The following is a 19,834-nucleotide window of genomic DNA, read 5'->3' on the forward strand; positions in this document are numbered from 1 at the left end:
CGAATGGAGTTGACCGGATGACTGCCCACGCAGCCCTTTACGCCCTGCACCTGCTGGCCGCCCTGGTATGGGTCGGTGGCATGTTCTTCGCCTGGATGATCCTGCGACCAGCCGCCGTCGCCACCCTGGAGCCCCCGGCAAGACTGCGCCTCTGGCTGGACGTGTTCCGCCGCTTCTTTTATTGGGTCTGGCCGGCGGTGCTGGTACTGCCCTTCTCAGGTGTGGGCATGCTGCATATGTCCTACGCCAGCATGGAAGCCGCGCCGCGATACGTACACATGATGATCGGGCTGTATGTGGCGATGCTGGCGCTGTTCCTGCGGGTGAGCGCCCTGCTACTGCCACAGCTGCGTTCGGCAGTGAATGCGGAAAACTGGCCGGAAGGTGGCGCGGTGCTGGGTCGCATCCGTCGCGTGGTGGGGTTCAATCTGCTGATCGGGCTGGCGCTGGTGACCATAGTCGCCATTCGCCCGAGTTTCTGAATCAGGCGCACGTCCCTGTGCGCCCTCCCTCAATCAGAAACGTACGACCTTGAAGCTGCCGGTATTGCCGGCAGTGCCGGCCTTGCCGGGTTGCCCGGCGCGACCGCTCTTGGCGCCGTCGGCCTTGTAGAGCAGGCAGCCTTTGCCGGCACCGCCATGGCCACCGGCGCCGCCCTCGCCTGCCGCGCCGCCGACGCCGCCATCAAGACGCACGCGAACCAGATCCACCGGGAACGACTCCGGCACTTCCAGGCGCACCTGACCGCCAGCGCCACCGGCCTCGCCATCGTCGCCGGGCTGACCATCCCAGCCACGGCCAGCCGAACCCCAGAGGCAACCGGCGGCATCGCCGTCGGCGCCAGCCAGTCCCGGACGTCCCGGCGCGCCGATGCCACCGCGCACATCCAGGGTCATTTCATTCACATGGACATCCACCAGGCGCAGCTCGAGATTGCGTCCCGCGCTGGCCGGTTTGCTCATGCTGCCGGCCGCGCCTGATGCGGTGATATGGCTGCCTGGGCCGATCTCGCCCCGCTGCACCTCAAGGCGAAAAGCCTTCTCGGACGGTGCGATCCCCAGTCGGGCCTCGCGCCCCATACGCAGTTCGCCGATGCGCAGCTCGGTCACGCCGGCCGGAATCAGCAGCGTGGCGTAATCGGCGACTTCGACCTGATCGAGGCTGAGGCTGCCCGTTCGGGTGGGCAGCTTGAGGAAGTTGTGTGCGTCCACCTTCACCTGGCCGTCGGCCAGGGCGACAGGGGCGATCAGTGCCAGCAGGAGTCCAAGCTTACGCATGGCGTGCCTCCTTGCCGCGGTGACGCGGAATGGTCAGCAGATGGAAGACGCCGAACAGAAGGAGTTGCAAGCGATCCCGCCAGGGATTGGCACGACCGCGCAACAAGGAATTGAACAGCATGATTTCGAACAGGTGGACCAGAACCAGCAGGATGCCGGCGCCGTTGAGCAGCATGTCGAATGGTTGGGTGAACGGTGAAGCGACGTTGGCAATGACGACCAACCAGAACAACAGGGCAACTACCTTGCCCAGCCCCATGAATAAACGCATGCCTCCCTCCTGGCATTGTTCGAGTTTTTGCGGACCATACGCCGAAGCCCGGCGACGCACCAGAGCGTCGCTGGGAAAAGCATCCGCTTGCAACAGACTCGTTGATACAACGCAGGAAATCCGTCAGCGGTCGACCCGGATTTCGACCCTGCGATTCTGCGCGCGCCCGGCATCCGTCTCGTTGTCCGCCACCGGCTGGCTTTCGCCCATGCCTTCAGTCGTCAACTTGTCTGCCGGCACGCCTTGGCTGGCCAGGAAGTCCGCCACGCTCCTCGCCCGGCGCTCGGAAAGCCCCTGGTTGTAAGGGTCGGAGCCGACGTTGTCGGTGTGACCGATCACCTTGGCGCCGATCAGGTTGGCACCAGTGAGCCGGTTGGCAACGGCTGCCAGTTGGTCTTTGGCGGCAGAGGTCAATTCGGCGGAATCGAAAGCGAAGAGCACGTTGCCCATGTCGCTGAGGACGATGACTTCGTCCTGCGGCGGCGGTGCAGGCTCCGCCGGTGCCTGGGTATAAGTCCGTTGCGGGCAACCGCGGCTATCGACGGTCGCTCCGGCGGGTGTGTTGGGGCAGGTATCGCGACGATCGAACACACCATCGCTGTCAGCATCGCCGTCCTGCGCGAAGCAGATGAGGCCACCGACAATGGCGCCCGCCGCGGCACCACCGGCTGCCCAGGCAGAACTCTCCACTGCGCCCAATCCACCACCTACGAGACCACCGACCAGACTACAGATTGGCCAATTCCCCTGATTCAACGCCGCACTGCCATCGCTGGACGTGGACGCGCAACCAGAGAGGAAACTGCTGACCAGAAGAAGTGAAATCGCAACCCGGGGAAGTTGGTTGCCCATGATGATTCTCCTGTGCCACCGGCCAGGCCGGTAACACAGGAGTAAAGACCCGAGGCCCCCGGCGCACAAGGCGTGCGCCGCAGGCTTACCGGGGTTTAACGATCGATCTGGATCTCTACGCGACGGTTCATGGCACGACCGTCTTTGGTGGAATTGTCAGCCACTGGCTGGCTTTCACCCGCACCACCGACACCGACGATATTGGAAGCCGGGATGCCGCTGCGCACCAGATAGTCAGCCACCGCATGGGCACGGCGCTCGGAGAGTCCCTGGTTGTATGCGTCGGAACCAACACTGTCGGTATGACCGGTGATGGTCAGCTTGGCGTCAGGCGCTTCGTTCTTCAGGCGAGTAGCTACGTTGTCGAGGGTGGCTTCATCCGCTGCATCGAGCTTCGAGGAGTCGAAGGCAAACAGCAGGTCACGGACAACGATGGTTTCGTGCTCGACGACCACTGCTTCCACCACAGGCTCTTCTGCCTTGAGCGGGCAACCGTCGGCGTCGACCTGGGTGCCGGGCGGAGTGCCAGGGCACTTGTCACGGCTGTCGAATACACCATCGCCATCTTCGTCGCCATCGCCGTGTACCCAGCAATAGGCAGCTGCCGTGCCGGCGCCGATCAAAGCGCCCCAACCAGCGTATGTACTACTCTCGATCGCACCCAGTCCCGCACCTACCACACCCCCTACTGCTGCACACTTGGGCCAGTCGGTCTTCTGCAGACCGGCGCAACCGGTCAACAAGCTGGTCACCAGGATTAGGGGTAAAGCTGTCCGTGTAATGCTCATAAGCGAGTCTCCTCTTAGAATCGGCCCATACCGACAATAAGGGAGTAAAGACGCCAGCCTCGGAAACCGCCAGCACTAGGCCATGAGTCGCCTTCGGGCTAGTCTTGCTCCACTTGTTCGAGGATTTTCGATGACTGACAGCTTCTCTTCCCGCACCCCGCAGCAGGCTCTTGCGGCCTTGCTCGAACGCTATGCCCCGCAAAGTCTCCTGCTGGTAGGCAACAGCCCGCTTCCGGCGCTGGAAGCCTTCGCCACTGCGCACCCTGACAGCGAGATCGTGCACGTGCCCGCCGGATCGCTTCCAGCCGAGCAGGCCGCGCGCCGCTTCGACCTTGCCCTGCTGGCGGACTGCCTGGAGCACCTGCCCAAGCGAAACGGCCTGCAACTGCTCGGCGGCATCCGCAACCTGAATGCCAGCCGGGTGGCGGTGCTGGCCGACCTCAGCGCCTGCGGCTGGCAGGACACCGACTTCTTTTCCCTCGCCTTGCAGGCCAGCGAGCGCTTTCACCGCGAGCAACAAACCCTCACCCTGTTCACCTACGACCTACGCGAGTACAAGCAGGTCCCCGATTGGCTGAATGCGAAGTTCTGGGCCAACCCGGAATTATTTGGGAAGTACTGGTGGTGACCCCATGAACATCAAGGGCTCACCTCATTATGACCACCATCGAAGCTATGCCCGAGCAGGGCCAAGTGTCACCAGCCTGTCACCAGCACAGCCACCAGAAACGGCCCCTGCGCCTGTCTGTATGGCACTATCGCCGTAACGGAATCTACTACCTCCGCGTCCGCCCTCGGGGCTGCTCCGCCAGTAGCCTCACAGTTTCCCTCCGCACCACAGATAGGCCCTCCGCTATGACGCTCTCCCAGGAAATCCTCCAGGCTTTGGCCGCCTTTCAGCTTGACCGGCCAGAGGCAGACTGGAAGGAACTCAAGGCCCACCTTCTTGAAATCGCTCACTCGATCCTGGCGCAAGCCCATAGCGATAGTGACCTGTCCGCATATGACATGATCTATGACGATCTCGCAGCCTCCCTCGCTGAGGCCGCCGCTAAGGCTCCGCTGAGCGTCGATCAACACAAGGCCCTTACCATTGGACGGGAGATCGCCAAGGCCGCCCAGGCGCGCCTGAAGGGCAACACCGCGCCCCTCATCGGGATCATTGAGCGGCTTGAAGCCCCTGAGCCTTGTAGCACGCCACTACCCCAGGCTTCCGCGTCCCTATCTGTAGGCGCCCCCTCTGAGGCAATCTCCTTCGAGGACCTCGCTGAGCTGTTCATTAAGGAGCGCCAGGGTAACGTCGAGGGCTCCACCCTGCGCGCCATTCAGTCCAATTGCAGGACGCTTTCTAAGCTCCTGGGCGACCTCGACATCACGACCCATACACGGGCTGACATGGTGACGCTCAAGGAGAAACTCATGGAAGACCGGAAGCCCCTGACCATTAACAAGCTGCTTACTCAGCTATCGACCGTCATGGATTGGGCCAAGAACAACGGCCACATTGACCGGGCTTTCGATAAGGGCCTGAAGATCGAACGAGGCGCAGAAAGCGACCGTAAGCCCTTCTCACGGGGTCAGGTAGCAACCATCATGGCCCACGCTAACAGCCTGCCATCAGGCGATTGGAAGCGCTGGGCGCTGTCTCTCGGCGTCCTTACAGGTGCCCGCATAGGCGAGCTTTACCAGCTCACTCAGGGCGATGTGAAACAGGTGGACGGAATCACTGTCATTGATATCAACAAGGATGAGCAAGGCAAGACCCTGAAGAACGACTTCTCCGTGAGGCAGGTTCCGCTTGTCGATGGAACCTACGGGTTCTCCCTGAAGGCATTCCTTGAGTGGGTCGCAGGGGAGCCGGGGAAGTTGTTCAAGGCCAAGGCTCATTACTTCAACAAACCGCTTAATGAGGCGCTACGTGAACCGCTGGGCCTCTCGGCAGGTAGCGACCAGTCGTTCCATTCGCTGAGGCATTCCCTGTCGGGGCTACTGAAGGCCGCCGCAACGCCTGAAGTAATCGCGCAGAGCATCACCGGACATAGCTCCGGGAACATTACATACGATCTCTACGCGGGGTCTCAAAGGGTCCCAGTGGGGACGCTGTATGCAGCACTGCGCGCTGCCTTTGAAGGAGCTTCGGCATGAACGCTTTCGTCACGATGAGCGCCGAGGCTGCCGCACTTCGAGCAGAGTACGACGCTGAGGGCATGTCCAACCCCATCGGCATCTTCCTCTGCCCCCATTGCGAGCGACCCGCTGATGTCGAATATGGGGGCATTTCGCACGACTTTCCCAGCGGAAAGGGTGGGCCTCTCCACCCTGACCTCATAGAAGCGGCACGATGCTTCCGTTGTGGTTGCGTTTCATATTGGAAGCTGGTGGATTTTGACTTGCACTACGCGATTGACGGCGGCAGGGACTGGCGTGACTTTCCCCGAGAGCTGCTTTTCCCAATACCGGATCGCCTTAGTGGTCCCTATAAGTCCAATGGCAAGGCCGAGCCCTGCTCAGGTGCGACTCAAAATGAATCGCATGCACCAGCTTCCGACAAGGTTCTCCTGAGTGTCCTCGCAGAGCTGTACCTCGCAGAGCAGCAAAGCGAGCTGGCTCCAGCCTCCATTCGGGACATGAAGAGCGCCTTCAAGACCCTGGCTGAGGCCCTTACGGACCCTGCTACCGGCAAGGAGCTTGACCTGAAGACCCACACCCGCGAGGACATGGTGAACCTGAAGGCGAAGCTGATGGATGGCCGGAAGCCTCTCACGGTGAACAAGCTACTCACTCGTCTATCGACCCTCATTACCTGGGCGATCAACAGTGGGTATCTCGAAAAGGCATACAACAAGGGCCTGAAGATCAGTAAGGGCGCCGAGAGTGGCCGTAAGGCGTTCACCGGGGAGCAGATTCAGAAGCTCATGGACCAGATGGCCCAGCTCCCAGGTAGCTCGTGGAAGCGCTGGGCGATGTCCCTTGGGGTCATCACTGGGGCTCGCATCGGGGAGGTCTACCAGTTGACCAAGGCGGATGTCCTAAGGATCGGGGACGCTGTGGTTGTTTCAATCAACGACAGTGACGAGAAGACCCTAAAGAACAAACACTCGAATCGCCTTGTGCCTCTCGTTGACGGAGCCTACGGGTTCGACCTGAAGGCGTTCCTTAAGTACGTCGAGGGCTGCGAGGGGAAGCTGTTCGACAGGGTGGCCCACAACTTCACTCGGGTTCTGAATGAGACCCTTAGGGACACCCTACAGCACGACTCTGGTGAGGGTCTGACGTATCACTCCCTGCGCCACTCCCTGGCTGGCCTGATGAAGCACCACGGGGTCCAGACAGAGATCGCACAGAGCATCATGGGCCACAGCTCCCAGTCGATCACCTTCGATCTCTATGGTGGGAGCCAGCAGGTAGGCGTCAAGAAGCTCGAAGGTGCCCTTAAGGAATCCTTTGGGGGGGCCAAGGAATGAGCCAGGCCACCTTCGTGAATCGAGTGCTTTCACTTGTGGACATCCTCGTCAAGATCGTCTCGGCACTGCTGGTCCTCTCCATGATCGCCCTGATGATCCTGGGAGCATCGATGACCATGATTGGTGGGATGGCTATGCTGACGGCTGTAATCAACTGGCCACTGGTGGCTTACAGACGCAAACGCCAGCAGGGGGACCCACAATGTACGACCTGAGCCCCGAGAGTTTCTTCTTCCTGATTGGCGGCGGGATTCTCCTCTTTGTCGTACTTCTCGACTCCGATTGGAAACGAAAACTCCTCCGTCGCCACGGTGAGTTTGATCGGCACGACTGAAGGCGCAGCCAAATCCCCTCACTCTTAGGGGAACAGAAAGATAAGCCCGCCCAATTCACTGGGTGGCCCTTTCGTTTCCACTGCTGGCCGATCACAAGGCCGCCTCCCTGTTCGTCGCCAGTCGCTACCCCTCCGGGGTCATGCCAAGGCGGACACCCGGAGGACAATCGGGACCGATGAGCCCGAGCCTCAAGCAGACAGGCGTATCGTGGTGTTCGCTCGGATGACTTCTTCACCTGGGCCTTTTCGAGAACTGGGGGCGCTCGAACTGACCACGAGAACAGAGGGGCTTATCTTAAAGTTTTCTAAGGGAATCAAATATTTATCTTGTTTAAACAAATAAATAGCTCCTTGAGAATTCTCAAAGTTACCTCCTTGGTTTCCCTGAGTTGGGACGGGTCTTGTCAGACCACGATCCCGATTCCCTTGAGGTCAGCTATTGAGCTGTCTTCGGTCCTTCAGCCCGTCGCTGGGCGTCTCCATCAACACAGCTTTTCTGATTGCTCCTTGTGCCGATGCCGATCCCTTGTCGTGGGTCTGTGTGCCGGTCATCGGGAGCGAACTCAGGGAGCAATCAAAAAGGAACAACGACAATGCGTCACCCAATCCAAGCCCGATCCGACGCGACGGAAGAGCACTTAGCGACCTTGGGTCAGCTCCGCGAAGCTATCGATAACCGAGCGAAGCTATCGCTGCTGATCGGTCTCAGGTCTTCTTTCAAGCCGCACCGGGAATGGCAGAGCGAGCGGCAGTATCTGATAGACCGCCATAAGTCGCCGCTGCTGCCCAAGCTGCTTGCGTCCCTTGAGGCGTCCGGGGTTCCCCTGCGGGATGCCCTCACCGTCCCGCTTCGATTCGCAATGGATGTCCGTTAGACCGAACGAACAACCTACAAGAATCCTGTAGGTTGCTGCCCACCGGTCCTCCCCGTTTCACCTTCAGCTCCCACCTGAAGTCTCCACAGTGCCCTTCCCACGGGCCTCAATCGAAATCAAGAATCCATAGAGCAGCCTTCAGGGTCGGCGTGATCACGTCTCCTTGTGTCTTGTCGCGCCCACCGTGCGGACTGAAGGTTGCTCTATGGGAAGGAGACATCCACCCATGAATATTGAAATCACCCCTGTAACTCCCTCCAAGGTGACCGTCAATGGTCAACCCCTGGCCCGTGAGTACGTTGAGGGCATCCTGCTTCCCTTGCTGGTAGCAGCTCAAGGCGGGAACCACGCTGGTGTCTTCAAGGTGGCTAAAGCGTTTGCCCTTGCTGGCCTGTCCCTGGATGCAAGCCCCGTGGCTTCCCGTGTCTACCGGGAGCACTTGGCCGAACAGGCGCAACTTGAGGCCCGTCAACGCGCCGAATCCCGAGTCCACGCCGAGCGCTGCCAAGTGCCGACCCCGCAAGAGATCGCGGAGAAGAAGGCCAAGCGCATCGCTGAGGCCGCGCGTATTCGAGACATCGGGGCCGCCATGCGCGCCCAGCTTGGCCGCTGATAGCACACCCTCAGAAATCTTAGGAGTTATAGACAATGAAACCGTTCCAGAACAAAACCCCTGACCGCACCTACACCCAGTCCGTCAAATCTCTCGGGCTTACCCAAGTGACCTTTCACAACTCGGACATTCGAGCCGCTGAGATGGCCGCAAGCGACCCCGTGATCTATGCCCAAGTGATGCAAGAAGCCTTCGATGAGCAACTTAACGGTCCTGAGTGGCGGGAGAACATGAACAATGCATTCCCCTCCGAGGTTCGCCCATTCGGTTCAGTGCCAACGGCCCCCCAGGTCGCCCTCATGGCTGATCGCTCCGTCACCTTCGATCCCCGCCAGACCTACGATGGCCGCACAGTGACCCAAGGTGAAGCCGTAGCGGGCTCGCTGGTGTCCATGGAGGCACCAGACGTGGGCATCCTCGTGTCGGCTCGAATTTCCATACTCGACCATACGGTGCAGTTCGGTTTTACCGAGCGCAGCATGGAACAGACCGGCGACAAGGCACTTAACGACCTTGAGCTAACCCTGGCGGGCAAGATCGCCGAGAGCCTGGAAGGTCAACCCTCGGTGTCCAAGGTCTACGCAGGGCCACTCACTGGCACCCCTGCTGCCCAGGCTGAGGATGTCCTTGACCTCCTTGCTGTCCACTTGGACACCTTCTGGGGTCGAGACATCGCGGAGTTCGGCGTACTGGTGCCGGTAAGCCTTCGCCCCGTGCTCAACCGTGCAGCTCAACGGGCTGGCCTGGAGGACATTGATGACCTTGTGGGCACTCGCGTACAGGTCTACAGCGGCCCAGACCGTGGCATCTTCTTGGTGCCCAAGGCGTTCGCCCTGCTGTCCTTCCGTGAGAACAAGGACGGCGACGTATGGCACATCGAACTGACCCGCAATAGCGCCTTGCTGAGCTGGGAACTTGAGGTCTCCGCTGTGGTGGACGTAATGGCTACCGCTATGGTGGAAGTCAAAGTGGCCGGCTCCGACTGGGAGACCACTTCCGTCGCCTTGCCAATCGTCAAGCAGATCGTACTGACTGAACAGCCGGCCCCTGAAGGCCCGTAAGGAGGTCAGCTATGTGTGAGCCAATAAGTATAAGCATGGCCATGGGCGGCCTCAGTGCAGCAGGAGCCGCAATGGGCGCTCGGGACAAGGCGAAGGCTGAAGGCCAAGCTGAGGACGCCCGAAGGAGGTCCCAGATCGAACTCGTCAAGCAGATGAACATTGCCAACGCGGACCTCTCGCTCGAAGCCAAGGACAAGGCCGAGCAGGCTAACCAGCAGCTCACAGAGATCAACCTGAAGTCCCTCAGAAACCGTGGGATGGTCGCTGCTGCTATCGGCGAGTCGAACCTCTCGGGCAACTCCATGGACCGCATTAAGCGAGTCACGGAAGCGGAGACCTCACGCGAGAAGATGGCCGTAGTGGACAACTACAAGCGCGACTACCAGACGATCTTTGCGAACCAAGTGGGCAACGTGGAGAACACTAAGTCCCAGCTCAAATCCTCGGCGCCTGTGTTCCGTACCTCTAAGATCGCCCAGGCCCTGGATGTGGTGACTGCTGGTGTGGGTGGTTACGTTGCCGCTGGCGGGACTTTCGGAAAGGAAGCCCCATCAGAGTCCCAATCCCGTAAATCATCTCGCAGCCAATCCAGTAGTTAGGCACGCTGGGGAGCCTTTGAGAAAATGGGTCAAAAATCTGAGACCCCATTTCAATATAGAGGCTCCCCAGGTTCCCCCCTTACCCGCCCGGCGCCTGAGGATTCCCAAGGCCCACGATAAGAGCCCGAAAGTTGACCCATCGTGTCACCTTATAGGCTCGTCATCTGTCACCAACACTGTCACCATCGTGTCACCAATAACGCTTGAGGTCCGCTATGAAGCCCGCTACGCTTGGCCTGCCGCCACCTACCTCTCAGTTCTGGGCCAACCCGCAAAACTTCGGCAAGTACTGGTGGTAGCCATGAGCACTGCAATCTGCCCCTGCGGAAGCGGCAATCTCCTCGAGGTCTGCTGTGGCCGTCATCACGCCGGCCATCCTGCGGCCAGCGCCGAGGCGCTGATGCGTTCGCGCTACAGCGCCTATGTACTGGGCCTGGTGGACTACCTCGTGGAGACCACCCTACCCGCCCAGCGCTCGGGGCTGGATATAGAAGCCATCCGCGCCTGGAGCCTCGGCAGCACCTGGCTCGGGCTGGAGGTGGAAAACCATGAGTTGCTCGGCGGCCAGCCGGAGCACGCCTTCGTTACCTTTACCGCGCGCTGGCACGACCAGAGTGGCGAGCACAGCCATCGTGAACGTTCAGCTTTCGTCCAGGCGGACAACCACTGGTACTTCCTCGACCCGACTGTGCCGGTGAAAGCGAGCCGCAACGATCCGTGTCCCTGTGGAAGCGGTCTCAAGTTCAAGAAATGTTGTTCGAGCTATTTCTGATTCGACGACAGAAAAGGCCCGCAATCGCGTAATACTGTTCAGTTAGCCCCGCCAACGAGGTGTCGCTGTTGTTGTAGGAGCGAGCTTGCTCGCGAAGCTTTCCGGGATATCGCCCATTCGCCAGCAAGCTGGCTCCTACAGCGTTTCCCCACTGCAGAAACCAAGAACGCCGCTCACCCGGTAAGGGATTAGCGGCGTTCTTATGTGAACAGCATTACCGCAATCGCGGGCCTTTCTTCTATCTATTTGTGCTCTTCGAGTCGCAGATGGGAGGTGTCAGGCGGCGGCCCTGACGGGGACTTCTTCTGCTGCCCCATGTCGCTACCTACAGGCGCCAGGCTGAAACTGGAAAAGTCGAAACGCGGTGCCGACGCCTGAGGCTTGGCATCCTGCAGGTCGGCGCCAACCGGTGCAATGCCGAAGTCCGGCGCATCCACGCCGACAAAAGCCGCCATGTACTCATCCCGTGGTACCACCTTCAAGCGACCGGTCGATGCAGCCTGCACCGGACTCAGCACGGGCGCGGGCTGGACCTGGGGTTCGGGCTCTGGCGGCGGCGCCAGCTCCACCTCTTCTATTTCCGGCTCCATGGATATCACTTCGACCAGCGCACCGGCGCGTTCCAGGGTCGAGCGATACTTCTCCGCAGAGGCTTCGTCCAGGTTGTTCTTGAGAATCACGCGCCGCCCGGAGAAAAGCATGGCAACGCGTTGGGCGTCAGCCTGGAACAGCTTGGCCAGATTGGCCTGCACCAATTCCAGTTGCGCCCCCGGTACCAGCTTCCCGGAGAAGGCGATCTCATAACGCCCCATTGGTAACACTCCTGTCCAAATTACCTAGCAGTATGGCGCAGCTTTTTTTACCCCCACAACTGGTTGCGGCCGAGCAGTTGCTTGTTACACTGGAGCGTCACTTGGAGTATTGCAATGTTTTACCAGGCGCAAACGATAAGAATTCTCAGCCTACTGTTTTTCTTCGCCCTCCCATTTTCGGGCCTCAGTGGATGCTCTACCTGGATCAGCGGCAGCTTCCAGGACCCCGACGTGCGCCTGATCAAGGTGGACGTGGTACGCGCCAAGCTGCTGGAACAACAGTTCGTGCTGCGTTTTCGCATAGACAACCCCAACGATGTCAGCCTGCCCGTGCGCGGACTGATCTACACCGTTCACCTCAACGAAGTGAAACTGGCATCCGGCGAATCCAGCACCTGGTTCACCGTGCCCGCCCATGGCAGCCAGACCTTCGAAGTCCCGGTTCGCACCAACCTGTGGCGCCACATGAAGTACATCGTGAAGCTGCTGGAAAAACCCGACGAGCCGATCAAGTACCGCTTGCAGGGCGAGGTCAAGACCGGGTTGATGTTCGGCAAGAGCGTGCACCTGAGCCGCAATGGCGAGATAATCCCCGGCAGTTACATCCCGGAGTAGTACTTTCATGAGTCAAGAACCCCACGTCCACGGTCCGAACTGCAACCACGACCATGACCACGATCACCACCACGGCCATGTCCACGGCCCGCACTGCAATCACGGCCACCAGGAGCCGGTGCGCAACCCGCTGAAGGAAGTGGGCCGCAACGATCCCTGCCCCTGCGGCAGCCAGAAGAAATTCAAGAAGTGCCATGGCGCCTGATGCCGCAGCACTCATCAAGGCCCGCCTAGTGCGGGCCTTTTCGTTTCCGGTCACCGTCCATCTCTTCGGACCGAGCCGACGACCGCAAAAAAGTAATCCGGGCGGTGCTTGCACGGCGCGGGGCGGCTCACTAACGTAGCGCGTTTGATCCGATGCCCCCTCTCAGGAGAGCCCGTTCCATGGCTTCGCCAGCCTTCAAGCGCTTCCTTCCCCGGTTCTGCGTTGCCGCCGCTGCTGGCGCCATGATCGCCCTCAGCGGCTGCCAGTCCTGGCTGGATAGCCGCTACTCGGACAGCCTGCCACCCACCTCTGGTTTCCAGCCGGTGAAAGGCCTTGCGCAGAGCGTGTCGATCCGCCGCAACCCGCTGGGCATGCCGCTGATCGAAACCACGACCTTCCACGACGCCCTCTTCACCCTCGGCTATGTGCACGCGTCCGACCGCCTCAGCCAGATGGTCGGGCTGCGCCTGATGGCCGAAGGCCGACTCGCCGAAATGGCCGGCCCCGGCGTGCTGGAAATCGACCGCTTCATGCGCGCAGTGAACCTGCGCAAGAGCGCCGACATCCTCTACAAGAACGCCTCGCCGCGCCTGAAGGAGTTCTTCGCGGTCTACGCCCGTGGGGTCAACGCCTACCTCTATCGCTACCGCGACAAGCTGCCGATGGACCTGGCCGAGTCCGGCTACAAACCTGCCTACTGGAAGCCCGAAGACTCGGTGCTGGTGTTCACCCTGCTGAACTTCGGCCTGGCCGTGAACCTGCAGGAAGAGATCGCCTCCCTGGTCCTGGCGCAGAAGGTCGGTGCCGACAAGCTGGCGTGGCTCACGCCCATCTATCCAGATGAACCCTTGCCCTTCGAAGAAGCGGAGAAGCTCAAAGGCCTGCAACTGGGTGGCCAGATTCCGGGCCTAAGCGCACTGGAAGATACCGCGAGTCAGATCGCCTCGCTCAACATGCTCGGTGTCGCCGCATCCAACAACTGGGCCATCGCGCCACAGAAGAGCCGCACCGGCCGCAGCATCCTGGCCAACGACACCCACCTCCCCATTTCGATGCCTTCGGTGTGGAACTTCGTACAGATCCGCTCGCCGAAATTCCAGGCCGCTGGTGTCTCCGTCGCCGGCGTGCCGGCCATAGTCGCTGGTTACAACGGCAAGCTGGCCTGGGGCATGACCATGGTCATGGGCGACAACCAGGACCTGTTCCTGGAGAAGATCAAGCGCGAAGGCAGCCGCCTCTACTACCAGGCCAACGGCAAGTGGGTACCTGCCAGCGAGCGCATGGAAACCTTCTTCGTGAAGGGCGAGCGCCCGGTACGCGAGGTGATCTACGAGACCCGCCACGGCCCGCTGCTGAACTCGGTGCTGGGCCAGCGTAAACACCCGATGCAGCCACTGGAAATCAAGAGCGGCTACGGCATCGCCCTGCAGACCAGCCAGCTCGAGGCCGACCAGTCACTGGACGCCTTCTTCGCCCTGTCCCGCGCGCAATCGGTGGAGCAGGCTCACGAGGCCACCCGCTCCATCCGCGCCATGGGCCTGAACATCCTCTATGCCGACGACAAGCACATCGCCTGGCAGGTCACCGGCCGCTACCCGAATCGCCGCGAAGGCCGCGGCCTGCTGCCATCGCCCGGCTGGGACGGTCGCTATGACTGGGACGGCTATGCCGACCCGATGCTCCATCCGTACGACCAGGACCCGGCGCAGGGCTGGCTCGGCACCGCCAACCACCGTACCGTCCAGGGCGGCTATGGGGTGCAGTTGTCCAACTCCTGGTACTACCCGGAACGCGCCGAACGCATCGCCGAACTGGCCGGCGGCAGTGGCAAGCACGACTGGCAGAGCATGATCGCCATGCAGTACGACCAGACCAGCCCCTTCCCGGTCAAACTCAAGGCCATGCTGCAAGACCCCGGCATGACCCAGCCGCTCAAGCAGGCGATCAATGCCCTGCCGCCCGCCGACCGGGCCAAGGCCCAGGAAGGTTTCGACCGCCTGCTGGCCTTCGACGGCCGTCTCAGCCCGACATCCGCCGACGCCGCCTACTACGGCGCCTTCCTTCACGAAAGCGCCCGGCAGATCTTCCTCGACGAACTGGGCCCGGAGACCAACCCGGCGTGGCGCGCCCTGGTGCAGACCGCCGACCTGTCCTACTCGGCCCAGGCCGACCATCTGCTGGGCCGCGTCGACAGCCCGTTCTGGGACGACGTGAACACCCCGCAGAAGGAAGACAAGCCGGCCATCCTCGCGCGCAGCCTGGCCGCCGCCGTCAGCTACGCCGAAAGCCGCCTGGGAGCGGATCGCAAGTCCTGGCAATGGGGCAAGTTGCATACCTATGAATGGGTTACCGAGAGCACCCAGCTCGCGCCCTACATGAGTGCGACCCAACGCAGCGGCCTCAACGCCCTGAAGGGTTACCTGGATCGCGGCCCCTACCCAGCCGGCGGCGATCACACCACCCTCAACGTCTCGGCCTATCACTGGGGCGAAGGCTTCGATACCTGGCTGATCCCAGCCATGCGCATCGTCGTCGACTTCGGCCAGCCCGAGCCCATGATCGGCGTGAACAGCTCCGGCCAGTCCGGCAACCCGGCGAGCCCGCATTACGCCGACGGCATCGATGCCTGGCTGAAGGCGCGCTACGTGAAATTCCCCTTCCAGCCGCAGAACCTCGATGCCATCTACGGCACCAAACGCCTGATGCTGACCCCGCAAAAATGATTGGCCGGCGGTGGAACTTCCCACCGCCCCACCGCTCTGATCTGGTGGACTTACTCCATAGATCACATTTCAAGGCGCCCCCGGGCGCCTTTTCTTTTGCCTGATCGCCGGCAGGGAACAGCCTTTACTGTGGGGGCGAATTCATTCGCAAAGGGGATGCACAGCATCCGCAAGCCGGCCCCGCGGTCCGGTCAGCGAATGAATTCGCCCCCACAACAAGCATTCCCGCAACCTTGCGTATCACCCGCCCGTGCCGCATCCTGCGCCCTTTCCACGGTTTGCCCGGAGCCCCGAGAACCGACATGCCCGACAGCGCCTTTTCCGGCCGCATCATCCAGAACCTGCTGGATACCGACTTCTACAAGCTGACGATGATGCAGGCGGTGCTGCACAACTACCCCAACGCAGAAGTCGAGTGGGAGTTGCGCTGCCGCAACGATGAAGACCTGACGCCCTACCTCGCGGAAATCCGCTTCCAGATCGAACAGCTGGCGGACATCTCGATCACGCCCGACCAGTTGAACTTCCTCGAGCGCATCCCCTTCATCAAGCAGGACTTCATCCGTTTCCTCAGCCTGTTCCGCTTCAACCTGCGCTATCTGCAACTGGGCATCGACAACGGCCAGCTCTGCGTGCGCCTGCGTGGCCCCTGGCTGCATGTGATCCTCTTCGAGATCCCCTTGCTGGCGATCATCAGCGAAGTCCGCAACCGCTACCGCTACCGCGACGTCAAGCTGGTACAGGCGCGTGAGCGGCTCTACCGCAAGCTCGACTGGCTCAGCGCCAATGCCAGCGACGACGAACTGGCCGGCTTCCAACTGGCTGATTTCGGAACCCGCAGACGCTTCTCCTACCGTGTCCAGGAAGAAGTCGTGCACATCCTCAAACGCGACTTCCCCGGCCGTTTCGTCGGCACCAGCAACGTGCACCTGGCCCGCGAATACGACATCAAGCCCATCGGCACCATGGCGCACGAATGGCTGATGGCTCACCAGCAGCTCGGCCCGCGCCTGATCGACAGCCAGATCGCCGCCCTCGACTGCTGGGTCCGCGAGTACCGTGGCCTGCTGGGGATCGCCCTGACCGATTGCATCAACATGCAGGCTTTCCTCAACGACTTCGACCTGTACTTCGCCAAGCTCTTCGACGGCCTGCGGCACGACTCCGGCGACCCGCTGCAATGGGCGGAAAGGGCCATCACGCATTACGAGAAGCTGGGCATAGACCCGCAGACCAAGACCCTCGTATTCTCCGACGGCCTCGACATGCCCCGCGCACTCGCGCTCTACCGCGCCCTGCGCGGGCGCATCCAGGTCAGCTTCGGCATTGGCACCAACCTGACCTGCGATATCCCCGGCGTCGAACCCATGAACATCGTGATCAAGATGACCGCCTGCAACGGCCAGCCGGTGGCGAAGATTTCCGATGAGCCGGGCAAGACCCAATGCCGCGACGAGAACTTCGTCGCCTACCTGAAACACGTTTTCCGCGTCACCGACGCCCAGTAAGGACTCCGCACATGAGCAACCGCCAGCAAGAAATCGCCAAAGCCCTGGATGTTGTCCCGCCCTTCGCCGATGAAGCAGCGCTGGTGGCCGAAGTCGAACGCCGCAAGGCTTTCATCAAGGATTGCCTGCGCAAGTCCGGCCTCAAGGTCCTGGTGCTGGGTATCAGTGGCGGCGTCGACTCCACCACTGCCGGCCGCCTGGCCCAGCTCAGCGTCGAAGAGCTACGCGCCGAGACCGGTGATAATGGCTACCGCTTCATCGCCGTGCGCCTGCCCTACAACGTCCAGCACGACGAAGCGGACGCCCAGGTGGCGATGAACTTCATCCGCGCCGACGAAGAAGAAACCGTGAATATCGCCGACAGCGTGATCGGCCTCTCCGAGCAGGTCACCCACCTGAACCACCTCGCCGACGCCCGCCGCGACTTCGTCACCGGCAACATCAAGGCGCGCATCCGCATGGTTGCCCAGTTCGCCATCGCCAACGCCAACAACGGCCTGGTGATCGGCACCGACCACGCCGCCGAAGCGGTCATGGGCTTCTTCACCAAATTCGGCGACGGCGCCTGCGACCTCGCCCCGCTCTCCGGCCTGGTGAAGCACCAGGTGCGCAGCATCGCCCGCTACCTGGGCGCGCCGGAAAGCGCCGTCCACAAGGTGCCCACCGCCGACCTGGAAGAACTGCGCCCCGGCAAGCCCGACGAAGAAGCCCACGGGGTGACCTACGTCGAGATCGACGCCTTCCTGCATGGCCAGCCGGTCAGCCCCGAAGCCTACGCCATCATCGTCCGCACCTACGACAACAGCCAGCACAAGCGCGTCCTGCCGCTGGTGCCCTGATCCTCAGACCACCGGTGCCGGTGGCGGCTCATCCGGAATGGTGGGCTCCCCCGGCTCATGGGGTTGGCTCGGTTCGCCGGGTTGATCCGGATCGCCCGGCCCCTCCTCATGCAAGGGGTCGCGTCCGGCCAGCAGCTCGTGCAGAACGGTCCCCAGCAGGAAGCTGGATTCCGGCGACAGTGCCTCTATGAGTTTGTCGATTTGCATCCCGTATTCCTCAGTGGAAGGGAGTTCCCTGCATAGAGCCCCTCCCAGCGCTGGGCATTCAAGCTTTCCGACCTGCGGACGCCGGGCACAAAAAAACCGGGCTTCGAGCCCGGTTCTTTCATTGCTGGCAGGCCTCAGGCCTTTGGCAGGGTCACACCACGCTGGCCCTGATACTTGCCGCCGCGATCCTTGTAGGAAACCTCACAAGCCTCGTCCGACTGCAGGAACAGCATTTGCGCCACACCTTCGTGGGCATAGATCTTCGCCGGCAGGTTGGTGGTGTTGGAAAACTCCAGGGTCACGTGGCCTTCCCACTCAGGCTCCAGCGGGGTCACGTTGACGATGATGCCGCAACGGGCATAGGTGCTCTTACCGAGGCAGATGGTCAGCACGTCGCGGGGAATGCGGAAGTATTCCACTGTGCGGGCCAGCGCGAAGGAGTTCGGCGGGATGATGCAGACGTCGCTGTTGATATCGACGAAGCTCTTCTCGTCGAAGTTCTTCGGGTCCACCACGGCGGAATGGATGTTGGTGAACACCTTGAATTCGGCGGCGCAGCGCACGTCGTAGCCGTAGCTGGAAACGCCGTAGGAAATCACCCGGCTATCGTCCGCACCACGCACCTGGCGCTCGACGAACGGCTCGATCATGCCGTGCTCCAGCGCCATGCGGCGAATCCACTTATCCGATTTGATGGTCATGGCGGGCGTCCTGTGAGGGGGCTGAAAATTTGACCGCGAATCTTACAGTCCGGCGGAAGCCTCGGCAAAGGCCCCGCCGGATGGCCGGAGCGTCAGTCGTCGCTGATGGTGATGTTCGGCATGGCGGTCGCGGCCTGGTCGGACAGCGCAATACGCGCGCCGACGCAGCGGGCCGCCTGCTGGTAGATCATCGCGATCTGGCTTTCCGGGTCAGCGATGGTGGTGGGCTTGCCGCCATCGGACTGCATGCGGATGGCCATGGAAAGCGGCAACGAGGCCAGCAGATCCACGCCGTACTGGGCCGCCAGCTTCTCGCCGCCGCCCTCGCCGAACAGGTGCTCGGCGTGACCGCAGTTGGAGCAGATGTGCACAGCCATGTTCTCCACCACGCCCAGCACGGGGATGTTCACCTTGCGGAACATCTCCACGCCCTTCCTGGCGTCCAGCAGGGCCAGGTCCTGCGGAGTGGTGACGATCACCGCGCCGGCCACCGGTACTTTCTGCGCCAGGGTCAGCTGGATGTCACCGGTGCCCGGCGGCATGTCCACCACCAGGTAGTCCAGGTCTTCCCAGGCGGTCTGGGTGATCAGTTGGATCAGCGCACCGGAGACCATCGGACCGCGCCACACCACCGGGGTGTTGTCGTCGGTCAGGAATGCCATGGACATCACCTGCACGCCATGGGCTTCCAACGGAATGAAGAACTTCTGGTCCCGCACCTTCGGCCGGGTGCCTTCGGGAATGCCGAACATGATGCCCTGGCTGGGACCATAGATATCGGCGTCGAGAATGCCCACCCGCGCACCTTCACGGGCCAGCGCCAGGGCCAGGTTGGCCGCGGTGGTGGACTTGCCCACACCGCCCTTGCCGGAGGCCACGGCAATGATGTTCTTCACATTGGCCAGCGCGGGCACCTGTTCCTGGGCCTTGTGCGCCTCGATGACGCAATCCACCTGAACCTCGGCGCGGTCCACGCCGCCCAGGTTTTCCAGGGCCATTTTCAGCATCTGCGCCCAGCCAGCCTTGAACAGGCCGGCGGCATAGCCGAGCTCCAGGCGCACGCGGACGTTGCCGCCCTGGATATCGACTTCGCGCAGGCAGCCGGCACTGACCGGGTCCTGATCGAGGTGGGGATCGGTGAACTGGCGCAGGGTGGCTTCGACCTGGGCGCGGGAAAGGCTACTCATCGCATGACTCCGGAAAGACCGAGCAAATCAGGCGGCTATCGTACCCGACCACCTCACCGCTGGGTCGTCCACGGGTGAAAAAATCGCGCCGGGCCTATATAGTTGCCGACTTCCCTTTTGTTCCATATCCG

At 61.6% G+C, this 19,834-nt stretch carries 22 protein-coding genes; 14 read left to right on the top strand and 8 right to left on the bottom strand.

Features of this window, described 5'->3' with window-relative positions; translation table 11 throughout:
- The first annotated feature begins 17 nt into the window (after nt 1-17).
- Entirely contained in the window at nt 18-482 is a 465-nt protein-coding gene (locus DM872_RS18835) for a CopD family protein (protein WP_179060904.1), read from the top strand.
- Nucleotides 483-515: 33 nt separating this feature from the next.
- On the opposite strand, the gene DM872_RS18840 is transcribed toward DM872_RS18835, so the two are convergent.
- The 4 genes from DM872_RS18840 to DM872_RS18855 form a co-directional block, all read right to left on the bottom strand.
- Nucleotides 516-1,277, bottom strand: coding sequence for a collagen-like protein (locus tag DM872_RS18840; protein WP_179060905.1), 762 nt, complete (start codon nt 1,275-1,277; stop codon nt 516-518).
- Nucleotides 1,270-1,548 carry a DUF1145 domain-containing protein gene (locus DM872_RS18845; RefSeq protein WP_179060906.1) on the bottom strand — a complete coding sequence of 93 codons (279 nt, stop codon included), beginning with the start codon at nt 1,546-1,548 and terminating at the stop codon, nt 1,270-1,272. Before DM872_RS18845 ends, DM872_RS18840 begins: the two co-directional genes overlap by 8 nt.
- 123 nt (nt 1,549-1,671) lie before the next feature.
- Entirely contained in the window at nt 1,672-2,400 is a 729-nt protein-coding gene (locus DM872_RS18850) for an OmpA family protein (RefSeq protein ID WP_179060907.1), read from the bottom strand.
- Nucleotides 2,401-2,495: 95 nt separating this feature from the next.
- Entirely contained in the window at nt 2,496-3,188 is a 693-nt protein-coding gene (locus tag DM872_RS18855) for an OmpA family protein (protein WP_179060908.1), read from the bottom strand.
- A 130-nt stretch (nt 3,189-3,318) separates the two neighbouring features.
- On the opposite strand from DM872_RS18855, the gene DM872_RS18860 reads away from it, so the two are divergent.
- From DM872_RS18860 to DM872_RS18895, 8 genes are all read left to right on the top strand, one after another.
- Nucleotides 3,319-3,816: a DUF6231 family protein gene (locus tag DM872_RS18860; RefSeq protein WP_179060909.1), complete on the top strand. Its 498-nt coding sequence runs from the start codon at nt 3,319-3,321 to the stop codon at nt 3,814-3,816.
- Nucleotides 3,817-4,043: 227 nt separating this feature from the next.
- Nucleotides 4,044-5,333, top strand: a complete 1,290-nt coding sequence (locus DM872_RS18865) for a site-specific integrase (RefSeq protein ID WP_179060910.1) — start codon at nt 4,044-4,046, stop codon at nt 5,331-5,333.
- Nucleotides 5,330-6,652, top strand: coding sequence for a tyrosine-type recombinase/integrase (locus tag DM872_RS18870; RefSeq protein ID WP_179060911.1), 1,323 nt, complete (start codon nt 5,330-5,332; stop codon nt 6,650-6,652). The genes DM872_RS18865 and DM872_RS18870 overlap by 4 nt, the downstream gene beginning before the upstream one ends.
- Entirely contained in the window at nt 6,649-6,867 is a 219-nt protein-coding gene (locus tag DM872_RS18875) for a hypothetical protein (RefSeq protein WP_179060912.1), read from the top strand. The genes DM872_RS18870 and DM872_RS18875 overlap by 4 nt, the downstream gene beginning before the upstream one ends.
- 1,220 nt (nt 6,868-8,087) lie before the next feature.
- Nucleotides 8,088-8,474 carry a hypothetical protein gene (locus DM872_RS18880; RefSeq protein ID WP_179060913.1) on the top strand — a complete coding sequence of 129 codons (387 nt, stop codon included), beginning with the start codon at nt 8,088-8,090 and terminating at the stop codon, nt 8,472-8,474.
- Nucleotides 8,475-8,509: 35 nt separating this feature from the next.
- Complete coding sequence (locus DM872_RS18885) at nt 8,510-9,535, top strand: hypothetical protein (protein ID WP_179060914.1); 1,026 nt, start codon at nt 8,510-8,512, stop codon at nt 9,533-9,535.
- Nucleotides 9,536-9,546: 11 nt separating this feature from the next.
- The gene (locus DM872_RS18890; protein WP_179060915.1) at nt 9,547-10,134 is read left to right on the top strand and encodes a virion core protein, T7 gp14 family; all 588 of its coding nucleotides are present in this window, start codon (nt 9,547-9,549) and stop codon (nt 10,132-10,134) included.
- Nucleotides 10,135-10,435: 301 nt separating this feature from the next.
- The gene (locus tag DM872_RS18895) at nt 10,436-10,906 is read left to right on the top strand and encodes a YchJ family protein (RefSeq protein ID WP_179060916.1); all 471 of its coding nucleotides are present in this window, start codon (nt 10,436-10,438) and stop codon (nt 10,904-10,906) included.
- 242 nt (nt 10,907-11,148) lie between these two features.
- On the opposite strand, the gene DM872_RS18900 is transcribed toward DM872_RS18895, so the two are convergent.
- Nucleotides 11,149-11,718 carry a hypothetical protein gene (locus DM872_RS18900; RefSeq protein WP_179060917.1) on the bottom strand — a complete coding sequence of 190 codons (570 nt, stop codon included), beginning with the start codon at nt 11,716-11,718 and terminating at the stop codon, nt 11,149-11,151.
- Between the two features lie 114 nt (nt 11,719-11,832).
- On the opposite strand from DM872_RS18900, the gene DM872_RS18905 reads away from it, so the two are divergent.
- The 5 genes from DM872_RS18905 to nadE all read left to right on the top strand — a co-directional run bounded on the left by DM872_RS18905 (nt 11,833) and on the right by nadE (nt 17,608).
- Nucleotides 11,833-12,333 (top strand): LEA type 2 family protein, encoded by a 501-nt coding sequence (locus DM872_RS18905; RefSeq protein ID WP_179060918.1) that lies wholly within the window; start codon nt 11,833-11,835, stop codon nt 12,331-12,333.
- A gap of 7 nt (nt 12,334-12,340) precedes the next feature.
- A complete protein-coding gene (locus DM872_RS18910) occupies nt 12,341-12,538 on the top strand; it encodes an SEC-C metal-binding domain-containing protein (protein WP_120649789.1) in 198 nt (65 codons plus the stop codon).
- 179 nt (nt 12,539-12,717) lie between these two features.
- The gene (locus DM872_RS18915; protein WP_179060919.1) at nt 12,718-15,261 is read left to right on the top strand and encodes a penicillin acylase family protein; all 2,544 of its coding nucleotides are present in this window, start codon (nt 12,718-12,720) and stop codon (nt 15,259-15,261) included.
- 302 nt (nt 15,262-15,563) lie between these two features.
- Nucleotides 15,564-16,769 (top strand): nicotinate phosphoribosyltransferase, encoded by a 1,206-nt coding sequence (gene pncB / locus DM872_RS18920; RefSeq protein WP_179060920.1) that lies wholly within the window; start codon nt 15,564-15,566, stop codon nt 16,767-16,769.
- A gap of 11 nt (nt 16,770-16,780) precedes the next feature.
- Entirely contained in the window at nt 16,781-17,608 is an 828-nt protein-coding gene (gene nadE / locus DM872_RS18925) for an ammonia-dependent NAD(+) synthetase (protein WP_179060921.1), read from the top strand.
- Nucleotides 17,609-17,611: 3 nt separating this feature from the next.
- Here the strand turns inward: nadE and DM872_RS18930 are convergent, their stop codons facing one another.
- The 3 genes from DM872_RS18930 to apbC all read right to left on the bottom strand — a co-directional run bounded on the left by DM872_RS18930 (nt 17,612) and on the right by apbC (nt 19,703).
- Nucleotides 17,612-17,815 carry a hypothetical protein gene (locus DM872_RS18930; protein ID WP_179060727.1) on the bottom strand — a complete coding sequence of 68 codons (204 nt, stop codon included), beginning with the start codon at nt 17,813-17,815 and terminating at the stop codon, nt 17,612-17,614.
- 134 nt (nt 17,816-17,949) lie between these two features.
- The gene (gene dcd / locus DM872_RS18935) at nt 17,950-18,516 is read right to left on the bottom strand and encodes a dCTP deaminase (RefSeq protein WP_179060922.1); all 567 of its coding nucleotides are present in this window, start codon (nt 18,514-18,516) and stop codon (nt 17,950-17,952) included.
- A 92-nt stretch (nt 18,517-18,608) separates the two neighbouring features.
- Nucleotides 18,609-19,703: an iron-sulfur cluster carrier protein ApbC gene (gene apbC, locus DM872_RS18940; RefSeq protein WP_179060923.1), complete on the bottom strand. Its 1,095-nt coding sequence runs from the start codon at nt 19,701-19,703 to the stop codon at nt 18,609-18,611.
- Nucleotides 19,704-19,834 lie beyond the last annotated feature (131 nt).

Origin of the sequence: Pseudomonas taiwanensis, assembly GCF_013393345.1 — a bacterium.
Classification (GTDB): domain Bacteria; phylum Pseudomonadota; class Gammaproteobacteria; order Pseudomonadales; family Pseudomonadaceae; genus Metapseudomonas; species Metapseudomonas resinovorans_C.